15 protein-coding genes are annotated in these 19230 nt (G+C 74.2%); 10 read left to right on the forward strand and 5 right to left on the reverse strand.

Annotated features, from left to right (window positions below):
- Positions 1–93: 93 nt before the first annotated feature.
- From AB0I21_RS28020 to AB0I21_RS28030, 3 genes are all read right to left on the reverse strand, one after another.
- Positions 94–2706 (reverse strand): LuxR C-terminal-related transcriptional regulator, encoded by a 2613-nt coding sequence (locus AB0I21_RS28020; protein WP_360565535.1) that lies wholly within the window; start codon positions 2704–2706, stop codon positions 94–96.
- Between the two features lie 77 nt (positions 2707–2783).
- Positions 2784–3164 carry a DUF6069 family protein gene (locus tag AB0I21_RS28025; RefSeq protein ID WP_344506562.1) on the reverse strand — a complete coding sequence of 127 codons (381 nt, stop codon included), beginning with the start codon at positions 3162–3164 and terminating at the stop codon, positions 2784–2786.
- A 38-nt stretch (positions 3165–3202) separates the two neighbouring features.
- Positions 3203–4075: a 1,4-dihydroxy-6-naphthoate synthase gene (locus AB0I21_RS28030; protein WP_360565537.1), complete on the reverse strand. Its 873-nt coding sequence runs from the start codon at positions 4073–4075 to the stop codon at positions 3203–3205.
- A 205-nt stretch (positions 4076–4280) separates the two neighbouring features.
- Here AB0I21_RS28030 and AB0I21_RS28035 point away from each other — a divergent pair, with 205 nt between their 5' ends.
- Genes AB0I21_RS28035 through AB0I21_RS28050 form a run of 4 tightly spaced genes read left to right on the forward strand, consistent with a single transcriptional unit; the run spans position 4281 to position 7637 of the window.
- Positions 4281–5357 carry a hypothetical protein gene (locus AB0I21_RS28035; RefSeq protein ID WP_360565539.1) on the forward strand — a complete coding sequence of 359 codons (1077 nt, stop codon included), beginning with the start codon at positions 4281–4283 and terminating at the stop codon, positions 5355–5357.
- Between the two features lie 45 nt (positions 5358–5402).
- Positions 5403–6569: an aminofutalosine synthase MqnE gene (gene mqnE / locus AB0I21_RS28040; RefSeq protein ID WP_344506556.1), complete on the forward strand. Its 1167-nt coding sequence runs from the start codon at positions 5403–5405 to the stop codon at positions 6567–6569.
- A 43-nt stretch (positions 6570–6612) separates the two neighbouring features.
- Positions 6613–6918 (forward strand): ferredoxin, encoded by a 306-nt coding sequence (locus AB0I21_RS28045; RefSeq protein WP_360565541.1) that lies wholly within the window; start codon positions 6613–6615, stop codon positions 6916–6918.
- The gene (locus tag AB0I21_RS28050; protein ID WP_344506552.1) at positions 6915–7637 is read left to right on the forward strand and encodes a 4'-phosphopantetheinyl transferase superfamily protein; all 723 of its coding nucleotides are present in this window, start codon (positions 6915–6917) and stop codon (positions 7635–7637) included. Before AB0I21_RS28045 ends, AB0I21_RS28050 begins: the two co-directional genes overlap by 4 nt.
- Before the next feature lie 24 nt (positions 7638–7661).
- Here AB0I21_RS28050 and AB0I21_RS28055 read toward each other — a convergent pair whose 3' ends face one another.
- Positions 7662–8381 (reverse strand): AfsR/SARP family transcriptional regulator, encoded by a 720-nt coding sequence (locus tag AB0I21_RS28055; protein ID WP_360565543.1) that lies wholly within the window; start codon positions 8379–8381, stop codon positions 7662–7664.
- 172 nt (positions 8382–8553) lie between these two features.
- Here AB0I21_RS28055 and AB0I21_RS28060 point away from each other — a divergent pair, with 172 nt between their 5' ends.
- The 4 genes from AB0I21_RS28060 to AB0I21_RS28075 all read left to right on the forward strand — a co-directional run bounded on the left by AB0I21_RS28060 (position 8554) and on the right by AB0I21_RS28075 (position 11620).
- Positions 8554–9072, forward strand: coding sequence for a hypothetical protein (locus AB0I21_RS28060; protein WP_360565545.1), 519 nt, complete (start codon positions 8554–8556; stop codon positions 9070–9072).
- Complete coding sequence (locus tag AB0I21_RS28065; RefSeq protein ID WP_360565546.1) at positions 9065–10870, forward strand: ABC transporter ATP-binding protein; 1806 nt, start codon at positions 9065–9067, stop codon at positions 10868–10870. The genes AB0I21_RS28060 and AB0I21_RS28065 overlap by 8 nt, the downstream gene beginning before the upstream one ends.
- A gap of 82 nt (positions 10871–10952) precedes the next feature.
- Complete coding sequence (locus tag AB0I21_RS28070) at positions 10953–11435, forward strand: S26 family signal peptidase (protein WP_360565548.1); 483 nt, start codon at positions 10953–10955, stop codon at positions 11433–11435.
- Positions 11432–11620 carry a hypothetical protein gene (locus tag AB0I21_RS28075; RefSeq protein WP_360565550.1) on the forward strand — a complete coding sequence of 63 codons (189 nt, stop codon included), beginning with the start codon at positions 11432–11434 and terminating at the stop codon, positions 11618–11620. Before AB0I21_RS28070 ends, AB0I21_RS28075 begins: the two co-directional genes overlap by 4 nt.
- A 99-nt stretch (positions 11621–11719) precedes the next feature.
- Here the strand turns inward: AB0I21_RS28075 and AB0I21_RS28080 are convergent, their stop codons facing one another.
- Complete coding sequence (locus AB0I21_RS28080) at positions 11720–12460, reverse strand: rhomboid family intramembrane serine protease (protein ID WP_360565551.1); 741 nt, start codon at positions 12458–12460, stop codon at positions 11720–11722.
- A gap of 119 nt (positions 12461–12579) precedes the next feature.
- On the opposite strand from AB0I21_RS28080, the gene AB0I21_RS28085 reads away from it, so the two are divergent.
- Together AB0I21_RS28085 and AB0I21_RS28090 are read left to right on the forward strand one after the other, a co-directional pair.
- Positions 12580–17484, forward strand: a complete 4905-nt coding sequence (locus AB0I21_RS28085) for an aminotransferase class III-fold pyridoxal phosphate-dependent enzyme (protein WP_360565552.1) — start codon at positions 12580–12582, stop codon at positions 17482–17484.
- A complete protein-coding gene (locus AB0I21_RS28090; protein ID WP_360565554.1) occupies positions 17481–19229 on the forward strand; it encodes a fatty acyl-AMP ligase in 1749 nt (582 codons plus the stop codon). The genes AB0I21_RS28085 and AB0I21_RS28090 overlap by 4 nt, the downstream gene beginning before the upstream one ends.
- Position 19230: the final 1 nt, after the last annotated feature.

The raw sequence follows: 19230 nt of genomic DNA on the forward strand, positions 1-19230 counted from the left end.
TCAGCGGCGCGGCGGCGGCCAGGAGCGGCTGGGTGTGTGCGGCGACGCCCAGGTCTGCGGCGGCGGGCGCGGATCGCCACCGGGTGGCGGTGGTCATGACGCGCTCCCGTCGGTGGGCGCGGCGGCGGTGGTGGTGGTCCGGCGGGACAGGGGCGTCGCCTCGACGATGCCGGCCAAGGCGTCGCGGCGGCGGATGCCGAGGCGCCGGTAGACGTTGGTGAGGTGGAACTCGACGGTGCGCATGGAGATGAACAGCTCCTCGGCGATCTGCCGGTTGGTCGCGCCGCCGGCGGCCAGCCGCGCGACGGCCCGCTCGCTGCTGGACAGTTCACCGCACGCGGCCAGCTCGGTGCCGGTGCGGCCGCCGGCGGAGCTGAGCACGTTGCGGCAGTGTGCGGCCAGCATGGTGTAGCCGAGACGGTTGGACAGGACCATGCCGTCGCGCAGGTGCCGGCGGGCGGCGGCGCGGTCGCCCAGCACGGTCAGGGTGCGGCCGAGCATCAGCTGCGCCTTCACCTGGTGCAGCGGGGCGGGGGAGCGCTCCAGCTCGGCGAGGGCGCCGAGCAGCAGTTCGACGTTGGGCCCCTCGGCGGTGAGCGCGGCCCGGGCCAGCAGCGCCATGCCCGCCGTGCGCGGGGTCCGCCACCGCCGGCACAGCTCCTCGGCCTGTTCGAGCCGCAGGTGCGCCTCGGCCCGCTGGCCGCGGATCGCCAGCATGATGATCTCGTCCAGCCACCAGCTGCTGAACGCCGGGCTGCCCACCCCGGCCTCCTCGAGGAGCCGGCCGCAGGCGCGCAGCCGCTGCAGCGCCCGGTCGTGGTCCTGGCCCCAGTACGCGGCGAACGCCGTCGCGCCGACCGCCTGCACCTGCTCCCACAACGGCATGTCGGGGGTGCGTTCCTGCATCGGCTCCAGCGCCTGCTCGGCGGCGAGGATTCGGGCCTGCGAGCTGTTGATCAGCGAGATGATCGTCTGCGCGGACCAGGTCGCGGCGCCCCACTCGCCGTCCCCGGCGAGCCGTAGCGCGGTGGTCGCCTCGGTCCAGGCGGACTCGAGGTCGCCGATCTCCAGCAACACCCGCGCCCAGGTCGCCCGGGCGACGGCCTCGGCGCACGGTTCGCCGCGGTCGCGGTGGTGCGCGGCCAGCCGGCTCGCGGCGGTCAGGGCGCCGGCGGTGTCGTCGGCCATCAGCAGCACCCGGGTCGCCATCAGCGGCGCCCAGCTGTCGCCGGTCACGGGGCGGTCCAGCACCAGCCGGGCGTACCGGGTGGCCTGCTCGACCTCGACGCCCTCGTAGGCGGTGGCGAGCGCGTGCACGGCGAGCATCCGGTGGCTGGACGAGGCCCCGGCGACGCCGACGGGCGAGTCGCCGATCCGGGAGCGCACGGTGTGGAAGGTGGCGCCGCCGATGACGGCGTTGGCGGCGAGCGTCGACTCGACGGCCGAGAGCTGGATGCGGTCCCGCAGCGAGGGCATGTTCCCGGCGGCGCGGCGCAGCGTCTCCATGGCGTCGTGCAGCAGGTACGGCGCGGTCGGCTCGCGCCCGGTGACGAGCGCGGCGAGGCCCAGGCAGACCACCGCCCGGGCCTTCGTGCGGGCGTCGCCGGTGCGTGGCAGCGCCTGCCGGGCGTGCACCAGCGCGGCCGACGGGTCGATGTTGAGCAGCGCGACGGCCAGGTCGACGGCGGCGTCCGGGGACTGCGGCTGCGCGGCCAGCAGGCGGGTCCAGATGCGCACGGCGGCGGGCGCGTCGTGCGCGTAGGCGAGGGCGGCGGCCTCGCGGAGCCGTTCGAGCATCCAGGGTTCGTCGAGGTCGTCGAGGTCCAGCAGCACCTCGGCGATGTGCCGCACGGGCGCGTCGGCGTCGTTGAGCATGTGCGCCGCCCGGCGCCGCAGCCGTTGCAGCTCGTCGGCGGGGAGCAGGCCGGCCAGCGCCTCGGCGACGGCGGGTGGCACCGGCCGGTCGGGGTCGCCGGTGAGCACCCCGGTGTTGCGCAGCGTCGCGAGGCGGGCGACGGTCAGCTGCGGCGGCAGCCCGGCGAGCGCGCCGACCAGGTCGGCGTCGGTCTGCTGGAGGGCGGCCGCGGCGACGGCGACCCGCAGCAGGTTCGGCTGGCGGCTGAGGAAGCGGCGCAGCCGGTCGGTGCGCGGCTCGGCGCCGGCGTGCTCGGGCGCGTCGAGGTCGAGGATCCGCTGCCGCGGGCCGCCGAGGATGTCGGCGAAGAGTGGGTCGAGCGCGGGGTGCTCGCGGGGCTCGACGGCGAGGACGACCTGCAGCGGCCGGTTGGTGCAGCGCCGCAGGAGGTAGTGCAGCCAGCGCAGGGTCGCGCTGTCGCACCAGTGGGCGTCGTCGAGGACGAGGCGCACCGGGCCGAACTGGAGCAGGCCCAGGGCGCGGCGGTACAGGTGCAGCACGGTGCGATGGCCGCCGTCGGCGGGTGCCGGCTGGGTGCCGGACCGCGGCTGCACCGGCAGCAGCTGCCGCGCCGCGGCGAACTCGACCGCGGCGCCGGCCTCCGTGCAGGTCGCGGACAGCACCGTCACACCGGCCTCGGCCGGCGCCCGCAGCAGGGTGCTCTTGCCCGTGCCGGGGGCGCCGGTGACCATCACGACGGCGACCGACTCGATGTCCGGCAGCAGCGGCGGTCCGCCGCGCGCCGGCACGGTGCCGGTGCTGCGGTCCAGTTCGGCGGGCTGCGGCGTCATGAGGGCGTCCCATCGCGTTTCGGTCTTCGACGTGCCGGCCGGGCGGTCGTCCGGGGTGGCCCCGGACCGGTGCGCGGTCAGGTGCGCTGCGACGTCCGGGTGAACGCGGTGATGATCACGGCGCCGACCAGCAGGTGCAGCAGCGCGAGCGACACCTTCGTGCCGGCGTCGGTGCCGCCGAGCGGGCCGAGCAGCGACAGGACCAGGAACACGACCGCGATGACGGTCCAGATCGTGCGCCCCTTCGCGGTGAAGCGCTCCAGCAGCGCGAGCAGGCCCCAGCCGAGGAGGCCGGCGATGACGACGGTCGCGACGACCGCGACGGCGCTGACCGTCTGCTCGCTGCCGCCGGACTTGACCACCAGGTCACCGGCGGCTGAACGGGCGATGAAGTAGACGATCAGGGCGAGGACGGCGGCGCCGGCGATGGCGAGCGGGCGCACGACGGACGGCTTCATGTGCGGGGGTACCTCCGGGTCGGTGGAACGGGACTGCTTCAGGGCACGCGGATCGGTTGTACCGGGTCGAGCGAGCCGGGCGGCACGGCCGGGCACAGTCCGGCCGCGGCGGCCCGGTCCAGCAGCGCGCGGACGGCGGCCAGGCCGTCGTCGCCGAGGTCCTCGGTGAACCCGTTGACGTACAGGGCGATGTGCTGCGCCGTCACGTCCGGCGCCATCTCCTGCGCGTGCTGCCGGATGTAGTCCCGGGACGCGTCGGGGTGCGCCCACGCGTGCCGCACCGACGCCCGGATCGCGGCGGCGACCTCGTCGACGCGTCCGGCGCCGAGGTCGCGGCGGGCCACGATGGCGCCGAGGGGGATCGGCAGGCCGGTGTCCTCTTCCCAGAACCGGCCGAGGTCGACCAGCTCCCGCAGGCCGTAGGACTGATAGGTGAAGCGGGCCTCGTGGATGATGAGGCCGGCGTCGACCTGGCCGTCGCGGACCGCGGGCATGATCTCGTGGAACGGCATGACCACGATGCCGCCGAAGCCGCCGGGCACGGCGCGCTCCGCCCACAGCCGCAGCAGCAGGTACGCCGTGGACTGCTCGCTCGGGACGGCGACGACCGCCGCACGCAGCCGCCCCGCCGTGCCCGCCGCGCGGGCGACCAGCAGCGGGCCGCAGCCCCGGCCGAGGGCGCCGCCGCAGGGCACGAGCGCGAAGCGGTCCAGGAATCCGGGCAGCGCCGCGTAGGAGATCTTCATGATGTCGAACCGGTCGCTGCCGGCCAGGTGGTTGGTGACGTCGATGTCGGCGTGGGTGACGGTCGTCGCGGGCGTGCCCGGCAGGAGGCCGTGCGTCCACGCGTGGAAGACGAACGTGTCGTTGGGGCACGGCGAGTAAGCGATCGACAGCGGCCGCTCGGTCATGGCCCGGATCTTACGGCTGTAGGTCACGGCTTGTCCCGGTTCGTGGCGGGCGTCCGGCCGCATGGGGATCAAGTGTGGTGATTTCCCCAATCCGCGCCACGGCACGATGCCAGCAACACAAGTGCTGTGGGAGACCGCTGCCTGTTTCCCGGTGTCCGGCGCGTCGAGCCGGACCCATCGCTTCCGGCACCCGAAGGACGAATCGATGACGACCGTCATGGAACCCGCCGCGGCGCGTACCGACGCCTGGCTGGCCGCCGACCTCGACGAGTGGACCGTCCGCGTGGTCCGCCGGCACTTCGACCCGGTGACGGGCAGCCCGTACTGGCTGGCCCGCCGGCCGCACCTCGGTTTCGACCCGCTCGACATCACCCGCTACGACGACCTGGCGCAGTTCGGGCCGTTTTCGCTGGCCACGCTGCGGGAGCTCGACCCCGTGCAGCTGGTCCCCGCCGACGTGCCGCGGCCCCTCGCGGGGCGGATCTGGGAGTCCGGCGGCACCACCGGCAAGCCGTGCCGCATCTTCCACACCCCGTCGATGGCCGAGCACCACACCGCGTGGCGGCTGGCGGGGCTGCGACTCAGCGGCTTCGAGCCCGGCCGCACCTGGCTGTACGCGTGCCCGAGCGGCCCGCACATCGTCGGCCGCGGCGCGAACCAGATCGCGGAGCTCTACGAGTCGACCGTGTACACGATGGACCTCGACCCGCGGTGGATCAAGACGCTGATCCGCGACAGCCGCCTCGTCGAGATGAACATGTACGTCGAGCACACCATCGAGCAGATGACCGACGTGCTGGAGACGGGCCGGGTGCACTACCTGGAGACGACGCCGGCGATCATGCAGGCGCTCATCTCCCGCCGCCCCGAGCTGGTCGCCGGCCTGGAGGGCGTCGGGCTCGGCGGCACCCAGCTGACCCCGCCGATGTACACGGAGATCGCCGAGGCGCTGCAGGGCGGCGTGATCGGCATGACGTACGGCAACACGTTCGGCTGCGCGATGGGCCTGCCGGTCGAGCGGGACGGCGCGATCCTGCCGTACCTGCCCAACTATCCGCAGGTCACGATGGCCGTCGTCGACAAGGAGGACCCGCGCCGGACGGTCGGCTACGGCGAGACCGGCCGGGTGCGCCTCACCGTCCTGCACGACGACCTCTTCCTGCCCAACATCATGGAGCGCGACCAGGCGGTCCGGCACCGGGTCGAAGGCTGGCCCTGTGACGCCGTCGCCAATGTACGGCCGCTGCAGATCAGCTCCGCCGCGCCCGAAGGGCTCTACTGAGCCGCGTTCGCAAACCCCCCACACAGAGTCGATGAGGAGTCGTTGGTGGACACAGGTCTGAAGCGGGAACTGGAGGCGAAGGTCGTCGCCGGTGAGCGGCTCAGCCGCGAGGACGGGATCGCGCTGTACGCGTGCGACGACCTGGCCTGGCTCGGCGGGCTGGCGCACCACGTCCGCACCGAGAAGAACGGTGACGTGGTCCACTTCAACGTCAACCGGCACCTGAACATGACGAACGTCTGCACGGCGTCGTGCGCGTACTGCTCGTTCCAGCGCAAGCCGGGGGAGAAGGACGCCTACACGATGCGGATCGAGGACGCCGTCCGCCTCGCCAAGGAGATGGAGAGCGAGCAGCTCACCGAGCTGCACATCGTCAACGGCCTGCACCCGACGCTGCCGTGGCGCTACTACCCGCGCTCGATCCGGGCGCTGAAGGAGGCCCTGCCGCCGACCGTGGCGATCAAGGCCTTCACCGCGACCGAGATCCACTGGTTCGAGCGGATCTCCGGCCTGTCCGCCGAGGACGTCCTCGACGAGCTCATCGACGCCGGCCTGGAGTCGCTGACCGGTGGCGGCGCGGAGATCTTCGACTGGGAGGTCCGGCAGCACATCGTCGACCACGCCACCCACTGGGAGGACTGGTCACGCATCCACCGGCTCGCGCACCGCAAGGGTCTCAAGACGCCGTGCACCATGCTGTATGGCCACATCGAGGAGCCGAAGCACCGCGTCGACCACGTGCTGCGGCTGCGCGAGCTGCAGGACGAGACCGGCGGCTTCCACGTGTTCATCCCGCTGCGGTACCAGCACGACTTCCACGACTCGCGGGACGGCAAGATCCGTAACAAGCTCATGGCCCGCACCACGATGGCGACCGGCGCCGAGGCGCTGAAGACCTTCGCGGTGTCCCGGCTGCTGTTCGACAACGTCCAGCACGTCAAGGTGTTCTGGGTGATGCACGGCCTGCAGACCGCGGAGCTGGCGCTCAACCACGGCGCCGACGACATCGACGGCTCGGTCGTCGAGTACAAGATCACCCATGACGCGGACGAGTTCGGCACCCCGGACAAGATGACCCGGGAGAGCCTGCTCGACCTGATCCGCAACGCCGGTTTCCGGCCGGTCGAGCGCAACACCCGCTACGAGATCATCCGCGAGTTCGACGGACCGGACCACGCGCGCCGCGAGACGCCCCAGCCGATGCGGGTCTGACCGTGCCGGCCACCGTACGAGAAGACAAGGCAGGTGAGCGCGGGTGACCGCAGCGACGACACCGCAGCAGGACCAGCTCGAGGTCTGGATCGACCAGGGCCTGTGCACCGGCGACGGGATCTGTGCGCAGTACGCGCCCGACGTCTTCGAGCTCGACGTGGACGGGCTCGCCTACGTCAAGGGCGACGACGGGGAGCTGCGCCACACGCCCGGCACGGCGGTGCTGGTGCCGCTGGTCGCGGCGCAGGACGTCATCGACTCGGCGAACGAGTGCCCCGGCGACTGCATCCACGTGCGCCGCCAGGGCGACGGCGTCGAGGTGTACGGCCCGGAAGCGCAGACACCGTGACCGTGACGGCGGCCGGACCGGCCGGCACGGGTGCCCGCACGCTGCTCGGCAGCCTGTTGCCCGCCGGCACGGCCGTCGTCGAGGCGTTCGACGACGCGCTGCCGGCGCCGCTGTTCCCGCAGGAGCTGGCGGCGCTCGGCAACGCGGTGGCGAAGCGCCGCGCGGAGTTCATGACCGGCCGGCGGTGCGCCCGGGAGGCGCTTGGCCGGCTCGGGTTCGGCCCGGTCGCGATCCCGGCCGGGCCCCGCCGCGAGCCGGTGTGGCCGGCCGGCGTGGTCGGCACCATCACCCACTGCGCCGGCTACCGGGCCGCCGCGGTGGCCCGCGCCGGGCACCTCACCACCGTCGGCATCGACGCCGAGCCGCACGCACCGCTGCCCGACGGCGTCCTGGACAGCATCACGCTGGTCGAGGAGCGCCGGCACCTGCGGCAGCTGGACGGGCAGCGGCCTGGGATCCACTGGGACCGGCTGCTGTTCAGCATCAAGGAGTCGGTGTTCAAGGCGTGGTACCCGCTGACCGGCCGCTGGCTGGACTTCACCGAGGCCACGGTGACGATCGCGCCGCAGCGCGAGACGTTCCACGCCTGGCTGCTGGTGCCCGGCCCGGTCGTCGGCGGGGTCGAGGTCGCCGGCTTCGCCGGCCGCTGGCTCGTCGACCGCGGCCTGGTCCTCACCGGCATCGCGGTCCCCGCCCACCGGCCCGCCTACGCCACCTGACCGCCGGCCGGCGGCACAAGCGGTTCACGGGGTCGCGCGCCGGCCGTCGACGAGGTCCTGGACCGGGCCGCTGCGCAGGATCCGGGTGTGCACCTCGCGCAGGCCCCAGCCCGGCTGCACCCCGAGCTCGGTGTGCAGATAGCGCCATGACCGCCGGTACACCTCCAGCGCATCGGCCTGCCGGCCCGCCCGGTAGTAGGCCAGCATCAGCAGCTCGGCGAGCCGCTCCCGGGTCGGCTGCTGCGCGGTCAGCTCGGTGAGCTCGGCCGCGACCTGGTCGTTGCGGCCGCACTGCAGGTCGGCCTGGGCCCGCAGCTCGATGGCCAGGGCCCGCCGCTCCTCCAGGGCGAGGCCGACGCGGGCCCGCAGGCCGTCGCCGGCGACGTCGGCGAGCAGCGGGCCGCGCCACAGGGTGAGGGCCCGGGCGAGCGCGTCGGCGCGGTGGGCCGGGTCAGGCAGGGTCCGGGCCCGGTCGATCTCCGCGACGAACCGGTGCACGTCGACGCGTTGCGGGTCGACGTCGATGCGGTACCCGGTGCTGTGCGTGACGATCTGCACGTCGTACGGGCGCAGCCGGGACCGCAGGCGTGCGACGTAGGTGTGAACGGTCCGCCGGGCCCGCTCCGGCGGGTCGTCGTCCCACAGCAGTCCCTGCAGCCGGCTCATGCGCAGCACCCCGCAGGTCGCCTCCAGCAGGAGCAGCCCGAGCAGGCATCGCTCGCCGCGCCGCGGACCGAGGTCCACGGGTCTGCCACGATGCTCGATCTGTACCGGTCCGAGCAGCCGGAAATGCAGTTCGCCCCCGTACGAATCCACCAATCTGCCCCCCGCGTGACGCCTGGTAGGAATCTGGTAACAGACCTTACTGATTCTTGCTGCAGCCATCCAGAGTCTTCGACGTCTTGGAGGAGCAGCGATGCCCTACCTCGCCGCGGCCACCGTCCTCGCCTGCCTGCTCGGCGCGTTCAACCTGCTGCTGACGCTCGGCATCGTGCGCCGGTTGCGCGCCATGACCGAGGCCACCGCCGCGCACGCGCCGCAGGTCGTGATAGGTCCGGGCGGGACACCGGAGCCGTTCCGGGCCACCACCGTCGACGGCGAGGAGCTGCGAGGCACCCCGAGCGGACTGGTCGGGTTCTTCAGCCCCGACTGTCCGGCGTGCACCGAGCGGCTGCCCGAGTTCGTCGCCTACGCCACCGCGGTCGGCCGGCAGCGCGTGCTCGCCGTGCTCATCGGCGAGCCGCACGAGCTCGGCGGGCTCACCGCCGAGCTGCGCGACGTCGCCCGCGTCACCACCGAACCGGTGTTCGGGCCCGTGGCGACGGCGTTCGCGGTCACCGGGTATCCGGCGGTGGCGCTGCTGGACGACACCGGTGCCGTCACCCACAGCGGGACCGACTTCCGCTCCTTCCCGCGCGTGCCGGCCCGTGTCTGAGGTACGCGCCGGCGACGTCGCGGAGGCGCTGCGGATGGGGCTGCGGGCGGCCCCGGGCGCGGTCCTGGCCACGGCGGGCGCGGCGCTCGCGGCCGGCGTCGGGCCGGTCGTGCTGGCCTGGCTGACCCGCGACCTGCTGGACCGGCTCGTCGCCGGAGCCGTCCCGCTGCTGCTCGCCTTCGCCGTCGCCGGGATCGGCGTGGCGCTGGCCTCCGTCCCGCACATCATGCAGTACACCTCGAACGAGCTCGACCGCCGGCTCAGCCTCTGCGCGCAGGAGCGGCTGTTCTGCGCGCTGCAACGGCACGTCGGACTGCAGCGGCTGGAGGACCCCGCGTTCCAGGACCGGGTCCAGCTGGCCGGCACCGCGGGCCGTTCGGCGCCGGCGCAGGTGGTGAGCGGATCGCTCGGCCTGCTGTCGTCGGTGGCGGCGCTCGCAGGCTTCCTGGCAAGCCTGATCGCGCTGAGCCCGATCGTGGCCGCCGTCGTCGTGGCGGCGTCGGCGCCGGCGGTGGTGGCGCACCTGCGGCTCGGCCGGCGGCACGCGGCCGTCGTCACCGGCTCCGGCCACGCCCAGCGCCGGCAGCTGTTCTACGCGCGGCTGCTCACCACGGCGGAGGCGGCCAAGGAGGTCCGGCTCTTCGGGCTCGGCGACTTCTTCCGCGGGCGGATGCTGGCCGACCTGGGATCGGTGAACGCGGCCGAGCGGCGGGTGGACCGCAGCCGGTTGCGCACGCAGGTGCTGCTCGGCGCGCTCGGTGCGGTGGTCGCCGGCGGTGGCCTGGTCTGGCTCACCGGGCAGGCCGCCACGGGGGCGTACACGGTCGGTGACCTGACCGTGTTCGTGGTCGCGGTGGCCGGCGTGCAGGCCGCCGTCGCCCAGGGCATCGCGCAGGTCGCCGCGATGCTGGAGGCGCAGCTGCTCTTCGCGCACTTCCTGTTCGTCGTGCGTTCGGCACCGCTCGCCGGTGCCCCGGAAGCAGCCCTGCCGCCGGCGCCGCTGCGGGACGGGATCGTCGTGCACGATGTCTGGTTCCGCTACAGCGACGAACACGACTGGGTGCTGCGCGGGGTCGACCTCCACATCCCGCAGGGCGCCGCCGTCGCGCTGGTCGGGCTCAACGGCGCCGGCAAGAGCACGCTGGTCAAGCTGCTGTGCCGGTTTCACGAGCCGACCCGCGGCCGGATCACCTGGGACGGCGTCGACCTGCGCGACCTCGACCCGGAGCTGCTGCGCCGGCGGATGGCCGTCGTGTTCCAGGACTTCCAGGACTACGACCTGCCCGCCCGGGAGAACATCGGCGTCGGCGACGCGCGCCGGTTGGACGACCTGCCACGGATCACCGCCGCGGCCCGGCTCGCCGGCGTGCACGCGACCCTGGCGGCGCTGCCGGACGGGTACGACACGCCGCTGACCCGGCTGTTCTTCTGGGCCGGCGACACCGGCGACCCGAGGCTCGGCGTCCGGCTCTCCGGCGGGCAGTGGCAGCGGGTCGCGCTGGCCCGGGCGCTGCTACGCGACGACAGCGACCTCATGATCCTCGACGAGCCCAGCTCGGGCCTGGACGCGGAGGCCGAGGCGGAGATCCACCGGGCGCTGCGCGCGCACCGGGCCGGCCGGGCCACCCTGCTCATCTCGCACCGGCTGAGCACCCTGCGCGACGCGGACGTCGTCGCGGTGCTCGACGGGGGACGCGTCGCGGAACTCGGCTCGCACGACGACCTGATGCGCGCCGAAGGGCGGTACGCGCGGCTGTTCCGCCTGCAGGCGCAGGGCTACCAGCTGGAGCCGGCATGACCGGGCAGCGCAGCGGCCCGGCCCGCACGTCGGCGTGGCAGGACGGCTCAGGCCGATGCCGGAGCGCGGCGGAGGTGGTGGCATGAGCTACGCGGTGGCGGTGGCGCTCGCGGCGGGCCTGTGGTTCGTCGCCCGCCGGCTGTTCGGCGTGGTCGTCGTCGTCGGGCGCAGCATGGAACCGTCGCTGTGGGCGGGCGACCGGCTGCTCGTCGCGCGGTACGGCAGGGCCGTGCCCGGGCGGCTCGTGGTGCTGCAGGGCCCGCACGGCCCGATGGTGAAGCGGGTCGCCGCGCTGCCCGGCCAACGGTCGCCCTGGCAGGCCGGCGCGGTCGTGCCGGCCGGCCACCTGCTCGTCCTGGGCGACAACGCGGCGCTCAGCCACGACTCCCGCCAGCTGGGCCCGCTGCCCACCGCCGCGGTCCGCGGTTTCGTGCTGCGCCGGCTCACCGCCGCGCACCCCGTCGGCCGCGAACCGCGCGGGTCCGACACCACAGACTCCGGCCCGCGGGCCGGAACGGCGGGGGCGTCCGCTCCCGTCGTCGTCACCGACCTGGAGGAACCATGACCCGAATCGTCCGCCTGGCCGCCGACCGGCTCCTGGCCGGCCTGCTGCCCACCAGCACAGCCAGCGCGTCCTGCCTCCCGCAGTCGTACTGCGAGCCCTGCCCCAACTCGGGCGGCCGCAAGCGGCGGGTGACCATCATGGCCGACTGCTCGGTGACCTACGGCACCTGCCTGCTCAGCTGCTGACCCGACCGCGTCGCGACGGCCGGTCCGCCCCCGGGCACCCGGGGCCGGACCGGCCGGTCCAAGCTTGCCGAAATGCCGCCCAGCGCGAACGGGCTCGGATCACGGGCGGCGGGGCGCGGGGGCCGGGCGGTCGTCGGTGACCCGGCCGGCGCGGGGGCGGGGCGGGAAGAGCAGCAGGCCGGCCACCGCGCCGCAGAGCAGGGCGATGCCGTGCTGGTCGGGCCTGGCGGCGAGCGCACCGGCGCCGAGCAGGCCCGCGAGGCCCGCGGCGAACGCGATCCCGGTGTAGCGGTCCCGGCGCAGCAGGATGCTCATCACCACCAGGACCACGGTCGGTGCCACGGTCGCGCCGACCACGCCACCGAAGCCGAGCCCGGCCACGCACGCCACGTAATACGGCACCACGAACGCGTGCGGGCGGGTCGCCGCGCCGGGGCGCAGGAGCAGCAGCGTCGCCAGGGCGCCGGCGAGGCCGCAGACGGCGAGGGAGTTGCCGGAGCCGGTCGGGTCCAGCCGCTCGCCGAAGGCCTCACCGGCCAGCCCGATCCCTATGTACAGCACGAGCCAGCGCAACGTGCCGAAGCGGCGCTCGGCGATGACGCCGACGACGACCAGCGAACCGATGTTGAACAGGATCTGGCCCCAGCCCGAACCCTGCACGAGCAGCGGCGTGAACCACCGCCACCACTCGCCGTCGTGCAGCGCCGGGTAGTCGCGCCGGAACCGTTCCAGGACGTCGGGGTCGTTGAGCTGGGCCGCGGCACCGAGCGTGGTGATCAACGCGACGACCACGGTGGCGATCGGCAGGGCCGCGCGGCGGCGGGTTTCGACGGCGGTCACTACTCATACGCTACCGGTCGCGTGCCCGTCCCTCTCGGCCCGCACGGCGAACTAGGCGTTCTCTTAACCGCGATCGCCGATGCTTCTGTACCGAGCATGGGAGGCGAGACGTGCAACCAGTGACGCAGGCGGACGTCGAGGCGTGGATCCTGCGCCACGTCGCGGAGAAGGTCGGCGCGGGCGCGGTGGAGCCCGACGCGGTGCTCGCCGACCTCGGCCTGTCGTCCCGCGACGCCCTGGTGCTGCTCGGCGACCTGCAGCAGCTGCTGGGCCGGCCCGTCGAGGCGACCGTCTTCTGGCAGTACCCGACGGCGCGGCTGCTGGCCCGCCACCTCACCGATACCGGCGAACCCGTGGCGGCGCTCGAACGCACGGCGAAACCCGAGGTGAACGAGCCGGTCGCCGTCATCGGCATGGGCTGCCGGTTCCCGGGCGCCACCGGCCCCGACGCGTTCTGGCGGCTGCTGGAGACCGGCACCGACGCCGTCGGCGGCGACGTGCCCGGTCACCCGCCGCTCGGCCGCCCGCACGGGCTGATCGCCGACGTCGACCAGTTCGACGCGGAGTTCTTCGCCGTCTCCGGCAAGGAGGCCGGGCATGTCGACCCGCAGCACCGGCTGCTGCTCGAGGTCGCGTGGGAGACCCTGGAGGACGCGGGGGTCGTGCCGGCGGGCCTGGCCGGCACCCGCACCGGCGTGTTCGTCGGCATCAGCGGCAGCGACTACGGCCGGCTCATCGCCCGCGAGCCGCACCTGCACACCCCGTACTCCGGGACCGGGCAGGCGCTGAGCGTCGCGGCGAACCGCATCTCCTACGCGCTGGACCTCAAGGGCCCCAGCGTCGCCGTCGACACCGCCTGCTCCTCCTCGCTGGTGGCGCTGCACATGGCCTGCCGCAGCCTGCGGCTCGGCGAGTCCGACACCGCGCTCGCCGGCGGCGTCAACCTGCTGCTGGACACCGACGGCACCGACGTCTTCGAGCAGGCCGGCATGATGGCCGCCGACGGCCGGTGCAAGACCTTCGACGCCGCCGCCGACGGCTACGTCCGCGCCGAGGGCTGCGGCCTGGTGCTGCTCAAGCGCCTGGACGCGGCGGTCCGCGACGGCGACCGGATCCTCGCCGTCGTCCGCGGGTCCGCGGTCAACCAGGACGGCCGCAGCAACGGCCTCACCGCCCCGCACGGCGGCGCCCAGCAGGACGTCCTGCGCGACGCCCTGCACGACGCGGGCCTCGCGCCCGGCGACATCGACTACGTCGAGGCGCACGGCACCGGCACCCCGCTCGGCGACCCGATCGAGGCCGCCGCGCTCACCGCCGTCCTCGGCGACGGCCGGCCCGCGAGCGAGCCGCTGATGCTCGGCTCGGTGAAGACCAACATCGGCCACGCCGAGGCCGCGGCCGGCATCGCCGGGGTGCTCAAGGTCGTGCTGATGCTGCGGCACGAGCACGTGCCGGCCCACCTGCACCTGCGCGAACGCAACCCGCGCATCCCCGCGGACGCGCCGCTGACCGTGCCGTCCACCGGGCAGCCGTGGCGGCCGCGGCGCGGCACCCTGACCGCCGGCGTCAGCTCGTTCGGGTTCGGCGGCACCAACGCCCACGTCATCCTCCAGGCCGCGCCGCCCCCGGCGAAGCCGGCCGCGAACAAGGGCAACGTGCGCACCTCGCACCTGGTCACCGTCAGCGCCAAGACACCGGCGGCGGTCGCCGCGCTCGCCGCCCGGTACGCGGCCCGCCTCGAACAGCGGCCCGCCCCTTCGCTCGCCGACCTCACCGCCTCCGTCCACACCGGACGGTCGCACTTCAGGCACCGGGTCGCGTTCGCCGCCCGTACCGGCGAAGAAGCCGCCGGACAGCTGCACCGGATCGCCTCGGGGACGGCCCACCAGGGCCTGCACCCCGGCGAGCGTCCACCCGGCGGTCCCGGCGGCATCGCGTTCCTGTTCAGCGGGCAGGGGTCGCAGTACGCCGACATGGGCCGCCAGCTGTACGTGACGAACGCGCAGTTCCGCGCCACCCTCCTGGGCTGCGACGAGATCCTCCGCGACCTGATCGGCCGCAGTCTGCAGACGGTGCTGTTCCCGGAGCCGGCCGAGCGGCACCTGCTCGACGAGACGCGCTACACCCAACCGGCGCTGTTCTGCCTCCAGTACGCCCTGGCGCGGCTGTGGACCGGCTGGGGCGTGCACCCCGGCCACCTGCTGGGCCACAGCGTCGGCGAGCTCGCCGCTGCCTGCGTCGCCGGGGTCTTCGACCTTGAGGACGGGCTGCGGCTGGTCGCCGCCCGCGGCCGGCTCGTGCAGGAGCGCAGCGCACCCGGCGCGATGCTCGCCGCGTTCACCGGCGAGGACACGGTCCGGGGCGCGCTCGCCGCCGTCGCCGATCCGAGCCTGGCGATCGCCGCGGTCAACGCCGGCACCAACGTCACCGTCGCCGGCACCGCCGAGGCCGTCGCGGCCGTCGAGGCGCACCTGGCCGCCGCCGGGGTGACGGTGCGGCCGGTGAAGTCCACGCTCGCGTTCCACTCGCCGATGATGGCCGCCGCCGCCGAGGACTTCGCCGAGGTGGCCGCCGCCGTGACCTGCCGGGCGCCGCGGATCCCGCTGGTCAGCGACCTGGACGGCCGGCTCTTCGACGACCAGCACCGCCCCGACGCGGCGTACTGGACCAGGCACCTCACCTCGACGATCCGCTACGCCGACGGCGTGCGGCGGCTGGCCGAGGCCGGCTGCACCACGTTCGTCGAGATCGGACCAGGTCAGGTGCTGCTCGGCGCCGGCCGCCGGGTGGTGTCCGGCGCCAGGTGGCTGCCGTCGCTGCGCACCGGCGCGGAGGACGGCGACGTGCTCACCGACTCGCTCGCCCAGCTGTACGCCGCCGGGCACGACCTCGACTGGGCCGCGTTCCACGACGGGTTCCGCCGCCGGCGGGTCGACCTGCCCACCTACCCGTTCCAGCGCAGACGGTTCTGGCTGCCCACGGCGACCCTGCCGAAGCCCGCACCGGCATCGATCCCCGTCCAGAGAGGGGCTGAGGAGCACGTGGCACAACCGACGTCGGCAGGAGCGGACGCCCGCGTCCTGGCGGAGCTGGGCCAGGTGGTGACGACGCTGCTGGAGTCCGACGCGCCGATCGACCCGGACATGTCGTTCCTGGAGCTCGGCGCCGACTCCATGACGCTGTTCCACACGATCCAGAGCATCCAGCGCACCTACGAGGTGGTCATCCCGATCGGGATGCTGTTCGAGGAGGTGAACACGCTGCGGCGGCTGGCGGGGTACATCGTGCGCAACGCCCCGGCCGCGGTGCTGGCCCTGCGCGAGCCGCCCCCGCCCGCCGTGCCGGCGGCCCCGCTTCCCGTCGTCACCCCCGCACCTGTCGCCGTGGCGCTGCCGCCGGTCGCGCCGGGTGGGGGCAGTGCGGTCGACCGGTTCCTCGACGTCCACGCGCAGGTGATGGATCAGGCGTACGAGCTGATCCGCCGTCGTCAGCCCGGTGCCGCTCCCGTGCCTGCTTTGGCGCCCGCGCCTGCCGCGCCGGTTGAGCAGGCGGTGCAGCGCACGGCGATTCCGGCCGCGCCGCAGGGGACGTTCGTCGCGTTCGGCCCCCGCACCGGCGGCGCCTCGCGGAAGCTCACCGACGCCCAGCGGGCCTTCATCGCCGACCTGTCCAGCGCGTACTGCGCCCGCACCGCCGGCTCCCGCGCCCAGGCCGCCGCCGAGCGGGTGGGCCACGCCGACGTCCGGCACGCGCCGCAGCCGTACCTCAACCTCAAGGAGACCCGCTACCCGATCGTGGTGGCCCGGTCCAACGGGGCCAGGGTGTGGGACGTCGACGGCAACGAGTACGTCGACCTCACCATGGGCTTCGGGGTGAACCTGTTCGGCCACAACGAGCCGTTCATCAATGAGGCCATCACCGCCCAGCTCGCCGACGGCATGCAGCTCGGACCGCACTCGCCGCTGGTGCCGGAGACGACCGACCTCATCAGGCGGCTGACCGGCAAGGAACGGGTCGTCTACTGCAACACCGGCTCCGAGGCGGTGATGGTGGCGGTCCGGCTGGCCCGGGCGGTCACCGGGCGGCACCGGATCGCGATGTTCGCGGGCGCCTACCACGGCACCGCCGACCCGATCCTGGCGCGGCAGGACATCGAGGGCTCCTCCGGCGAGTCGGTGCCGATGGCGCCCGGCATCCCGCCGGAGGTCAGCGCCAACGCGCTCGTGCTGCCCTACGGCGACCCGGCGTCGCTGCAGGTGCTGCGGGAGCGGGCGCACGAGCTCGCCGCGGTGATCGTCGAGCCGGTGCAGAGCCGCCGCCCCGACATCCAGCCGGTCGAGTTCCTGCGCGAGGTCCGCCGGATCACCGCCGACGCCGGCACCCCGTTTGTCTTCGACGAGGTCATCACCGGGTTCCGGATGCACCCGAACGGAGCCCAGGGCCTCTTCGGCATCGCCGCCGACATCACCACCTACGGCAAGGTCGTCGGCGGCGGCATGCCGATCGGGGTGGTCGCCGGCGACGCGAAGTACCTCGACGCCATCGACGGCGGCGCCTGGGAGTTCGGCGACCAGCCGTACCCGCAGACGGTCCGCACCTTCTTCTCCGGCACGTTCTGCAAGCACCCGCTGTCGATGGCCGCCGCCCGGGCGGTCCTGCGGGAGCTGGTCCGCCGCGGCCCGGCGCTGCAGGAGGGGCTCAACGCCAGGACCGAGGCCTTCGGCGCCCGCCTCGACGCGAGGTTCGAGGGCGCGGGCGTGCCGGTCCGCGTCGCCCGGTTCGGTTCGCTGTTCCGGCTCCGGCTGGTCGAGGAGCCCGCGAACTCGGAGCGGTCCGAGATCTTCCACACGATGCTCGTCCACGACGGCCTGTACATCTGGGAGGGCCGCAACTGCTTCCTGTCCCTCGCCCACACCGACGAGGACCTGGACAGGATCGAGGCGGCCGTCGTGAAGGCCGCCGACGCGATGACCGCCAACGGGCTGTTCCCCGGCGCCCGGCTGATGCTGGCGGGCGCGCTGTGACGTCCCGGCACCCGATCCAGGTGCTCGAGGGCGTCGGCACCCTCGTCGACCTGCTGCGCCACCAGGCCGCGAACAGGCCGGACCAGCCCGCCTGCACCGAGCTGGACAGCCACGGCGAGGAGGTGCTGACCCTCACCTACGCGCAGCTGGAGGAGCGGGTCCGCGACACCGCGGCGCTGCTGCAGCAGACCGCGCAGCCGGGCGACCGGGCGATGCTGATGCTGCCCAACGGCGTCGACTTCGTCGTCGCGTTCTTCGCCTGCGCCTACGCGGGGCTCGTCGCGGTGCCGTCACCGGCCCCGGACGCGATCCACGGCGGGAAGCGGACCCTCGGCCGGCTCGGCGGGATCGTCAAGGACGCCGACCCCGCGGTGGTGCTCACCACCGCCGAGCACGCCGAGTCGTCGCTCGTCGCCGACCTCGGCAGCGTCGAGCCGATCGTGGTGGCCGACGTGCCGGAGGGCCTCGCCGGGCTGTGGCGCGACCCCGGGGTGCGGCCGTCGGATCCGGCGTTCCTGCAGTACACGTCGGGCTCCACGAGCGCGCCGAAGGGTGTCGTGCTCAGTCACGGCAACGTGCTGGCCAACGCCGCCGCCATCGCGGTCCTCGTCGAGGCGCCGGCCTGCGACCCCGCCGACTTCTGCGTCGTGAGCTGGCTGCCGGTCTTCCACGACATGGGCCTCGCCCAGCTGATCGGCGGCCTGTACCCGGGCGGCCGGGCCGTGCTGCTGCCGCCGATGGCGCTGCTCATGCGGCCGTTCGTCTGGCTGGACGCGATCAGCCGCTTCCGCGCCTGGGTCTCCTCCGCCCCGAACTTCGCCTACGAGCTGTGCGTCGCGAAGATCACCGAGGAGCAGAAGGCGCGGCTCGACCTGAGCCCGTGGCGGGTCGCGCTCAACGGCGCCGAGCCCGTGCGGCACGGCACGCTCACCGCGTTCATGTCGGCGTTCGCCGGGGCCGGGTTCAGCCCGGCGACGTTCCGGCCCTGCTACGGCCTGGCGGAGGCGGTCGTGTATGTCAGCGGCGCCCGCCACCCGGACGACGCCCGCCACGTCGACCTGGACGCCGCGGCCCTGGCGGAGCGCGGGGAGCTCGTCGCGGCGCGGCCGGGGCACCCGTCGCGGCAGGTCGTCGCGTGCGGACGCGTCCCGGCCAACCTCGACGTGAGGATCGTCGCCGCCGGTGTACCGGCTCCGGAAGGCCTGGTGGGTGAGGTCTGGGTGGCCGGCGACAGCGTGTCCGGCGGCTACTGGCGGCAGCCCGAGGCGACCGAGGCCCGTTTCGGCGGCACGCTCGAGGACCGTCCCGGCGTCGGCTTCCTGAAGACCGGCGACCTCGGGTTCCTGCGCGACGGACAGCTCTACGTCCTGGGCCGCATCGACGACCTGATCATCGTGGACGGGCGCAACCACTACCCGAGCGACATCGAGCGCACCGTCAGCGCCGCGCACCCGGCGGTCGGCCCGGACTGCGTGGCGGCGTTCCAGTACGACGACGACGGCCGGCTCGGTGTCGTCGCCGAGACCGCCCGCCAGGTCCGGGTCTCGCGGGAGCCGGGCGGTGACGGCGTCGCTTTCGACGAGGTGGCCGCCGCGGTCCGCCGGGCGGTCGCCGACGAGCACCAGCTGCACGTCGCGTCGGTGACCCTGCTGCGCCCCGGCGGCCTGCCCCGCACCACCAGCGGCAAGGTGCAGCGCAAGCGGAGCCGGGAGCTGCTGCCCGACGGCGGGCCCAAGGCGTGGTGAC

This window comes from Dactylosporangium sp. NPDC050588 (assembly GCF_040654975.1).
Taxonomy (GTDB): domain Bacteria; phylum Actinomycetota; class Actinomycetes; order Mycobacteriales; family Micromonosporaceae; genus Dactylosporangium; species Dactylosporangium maewongense.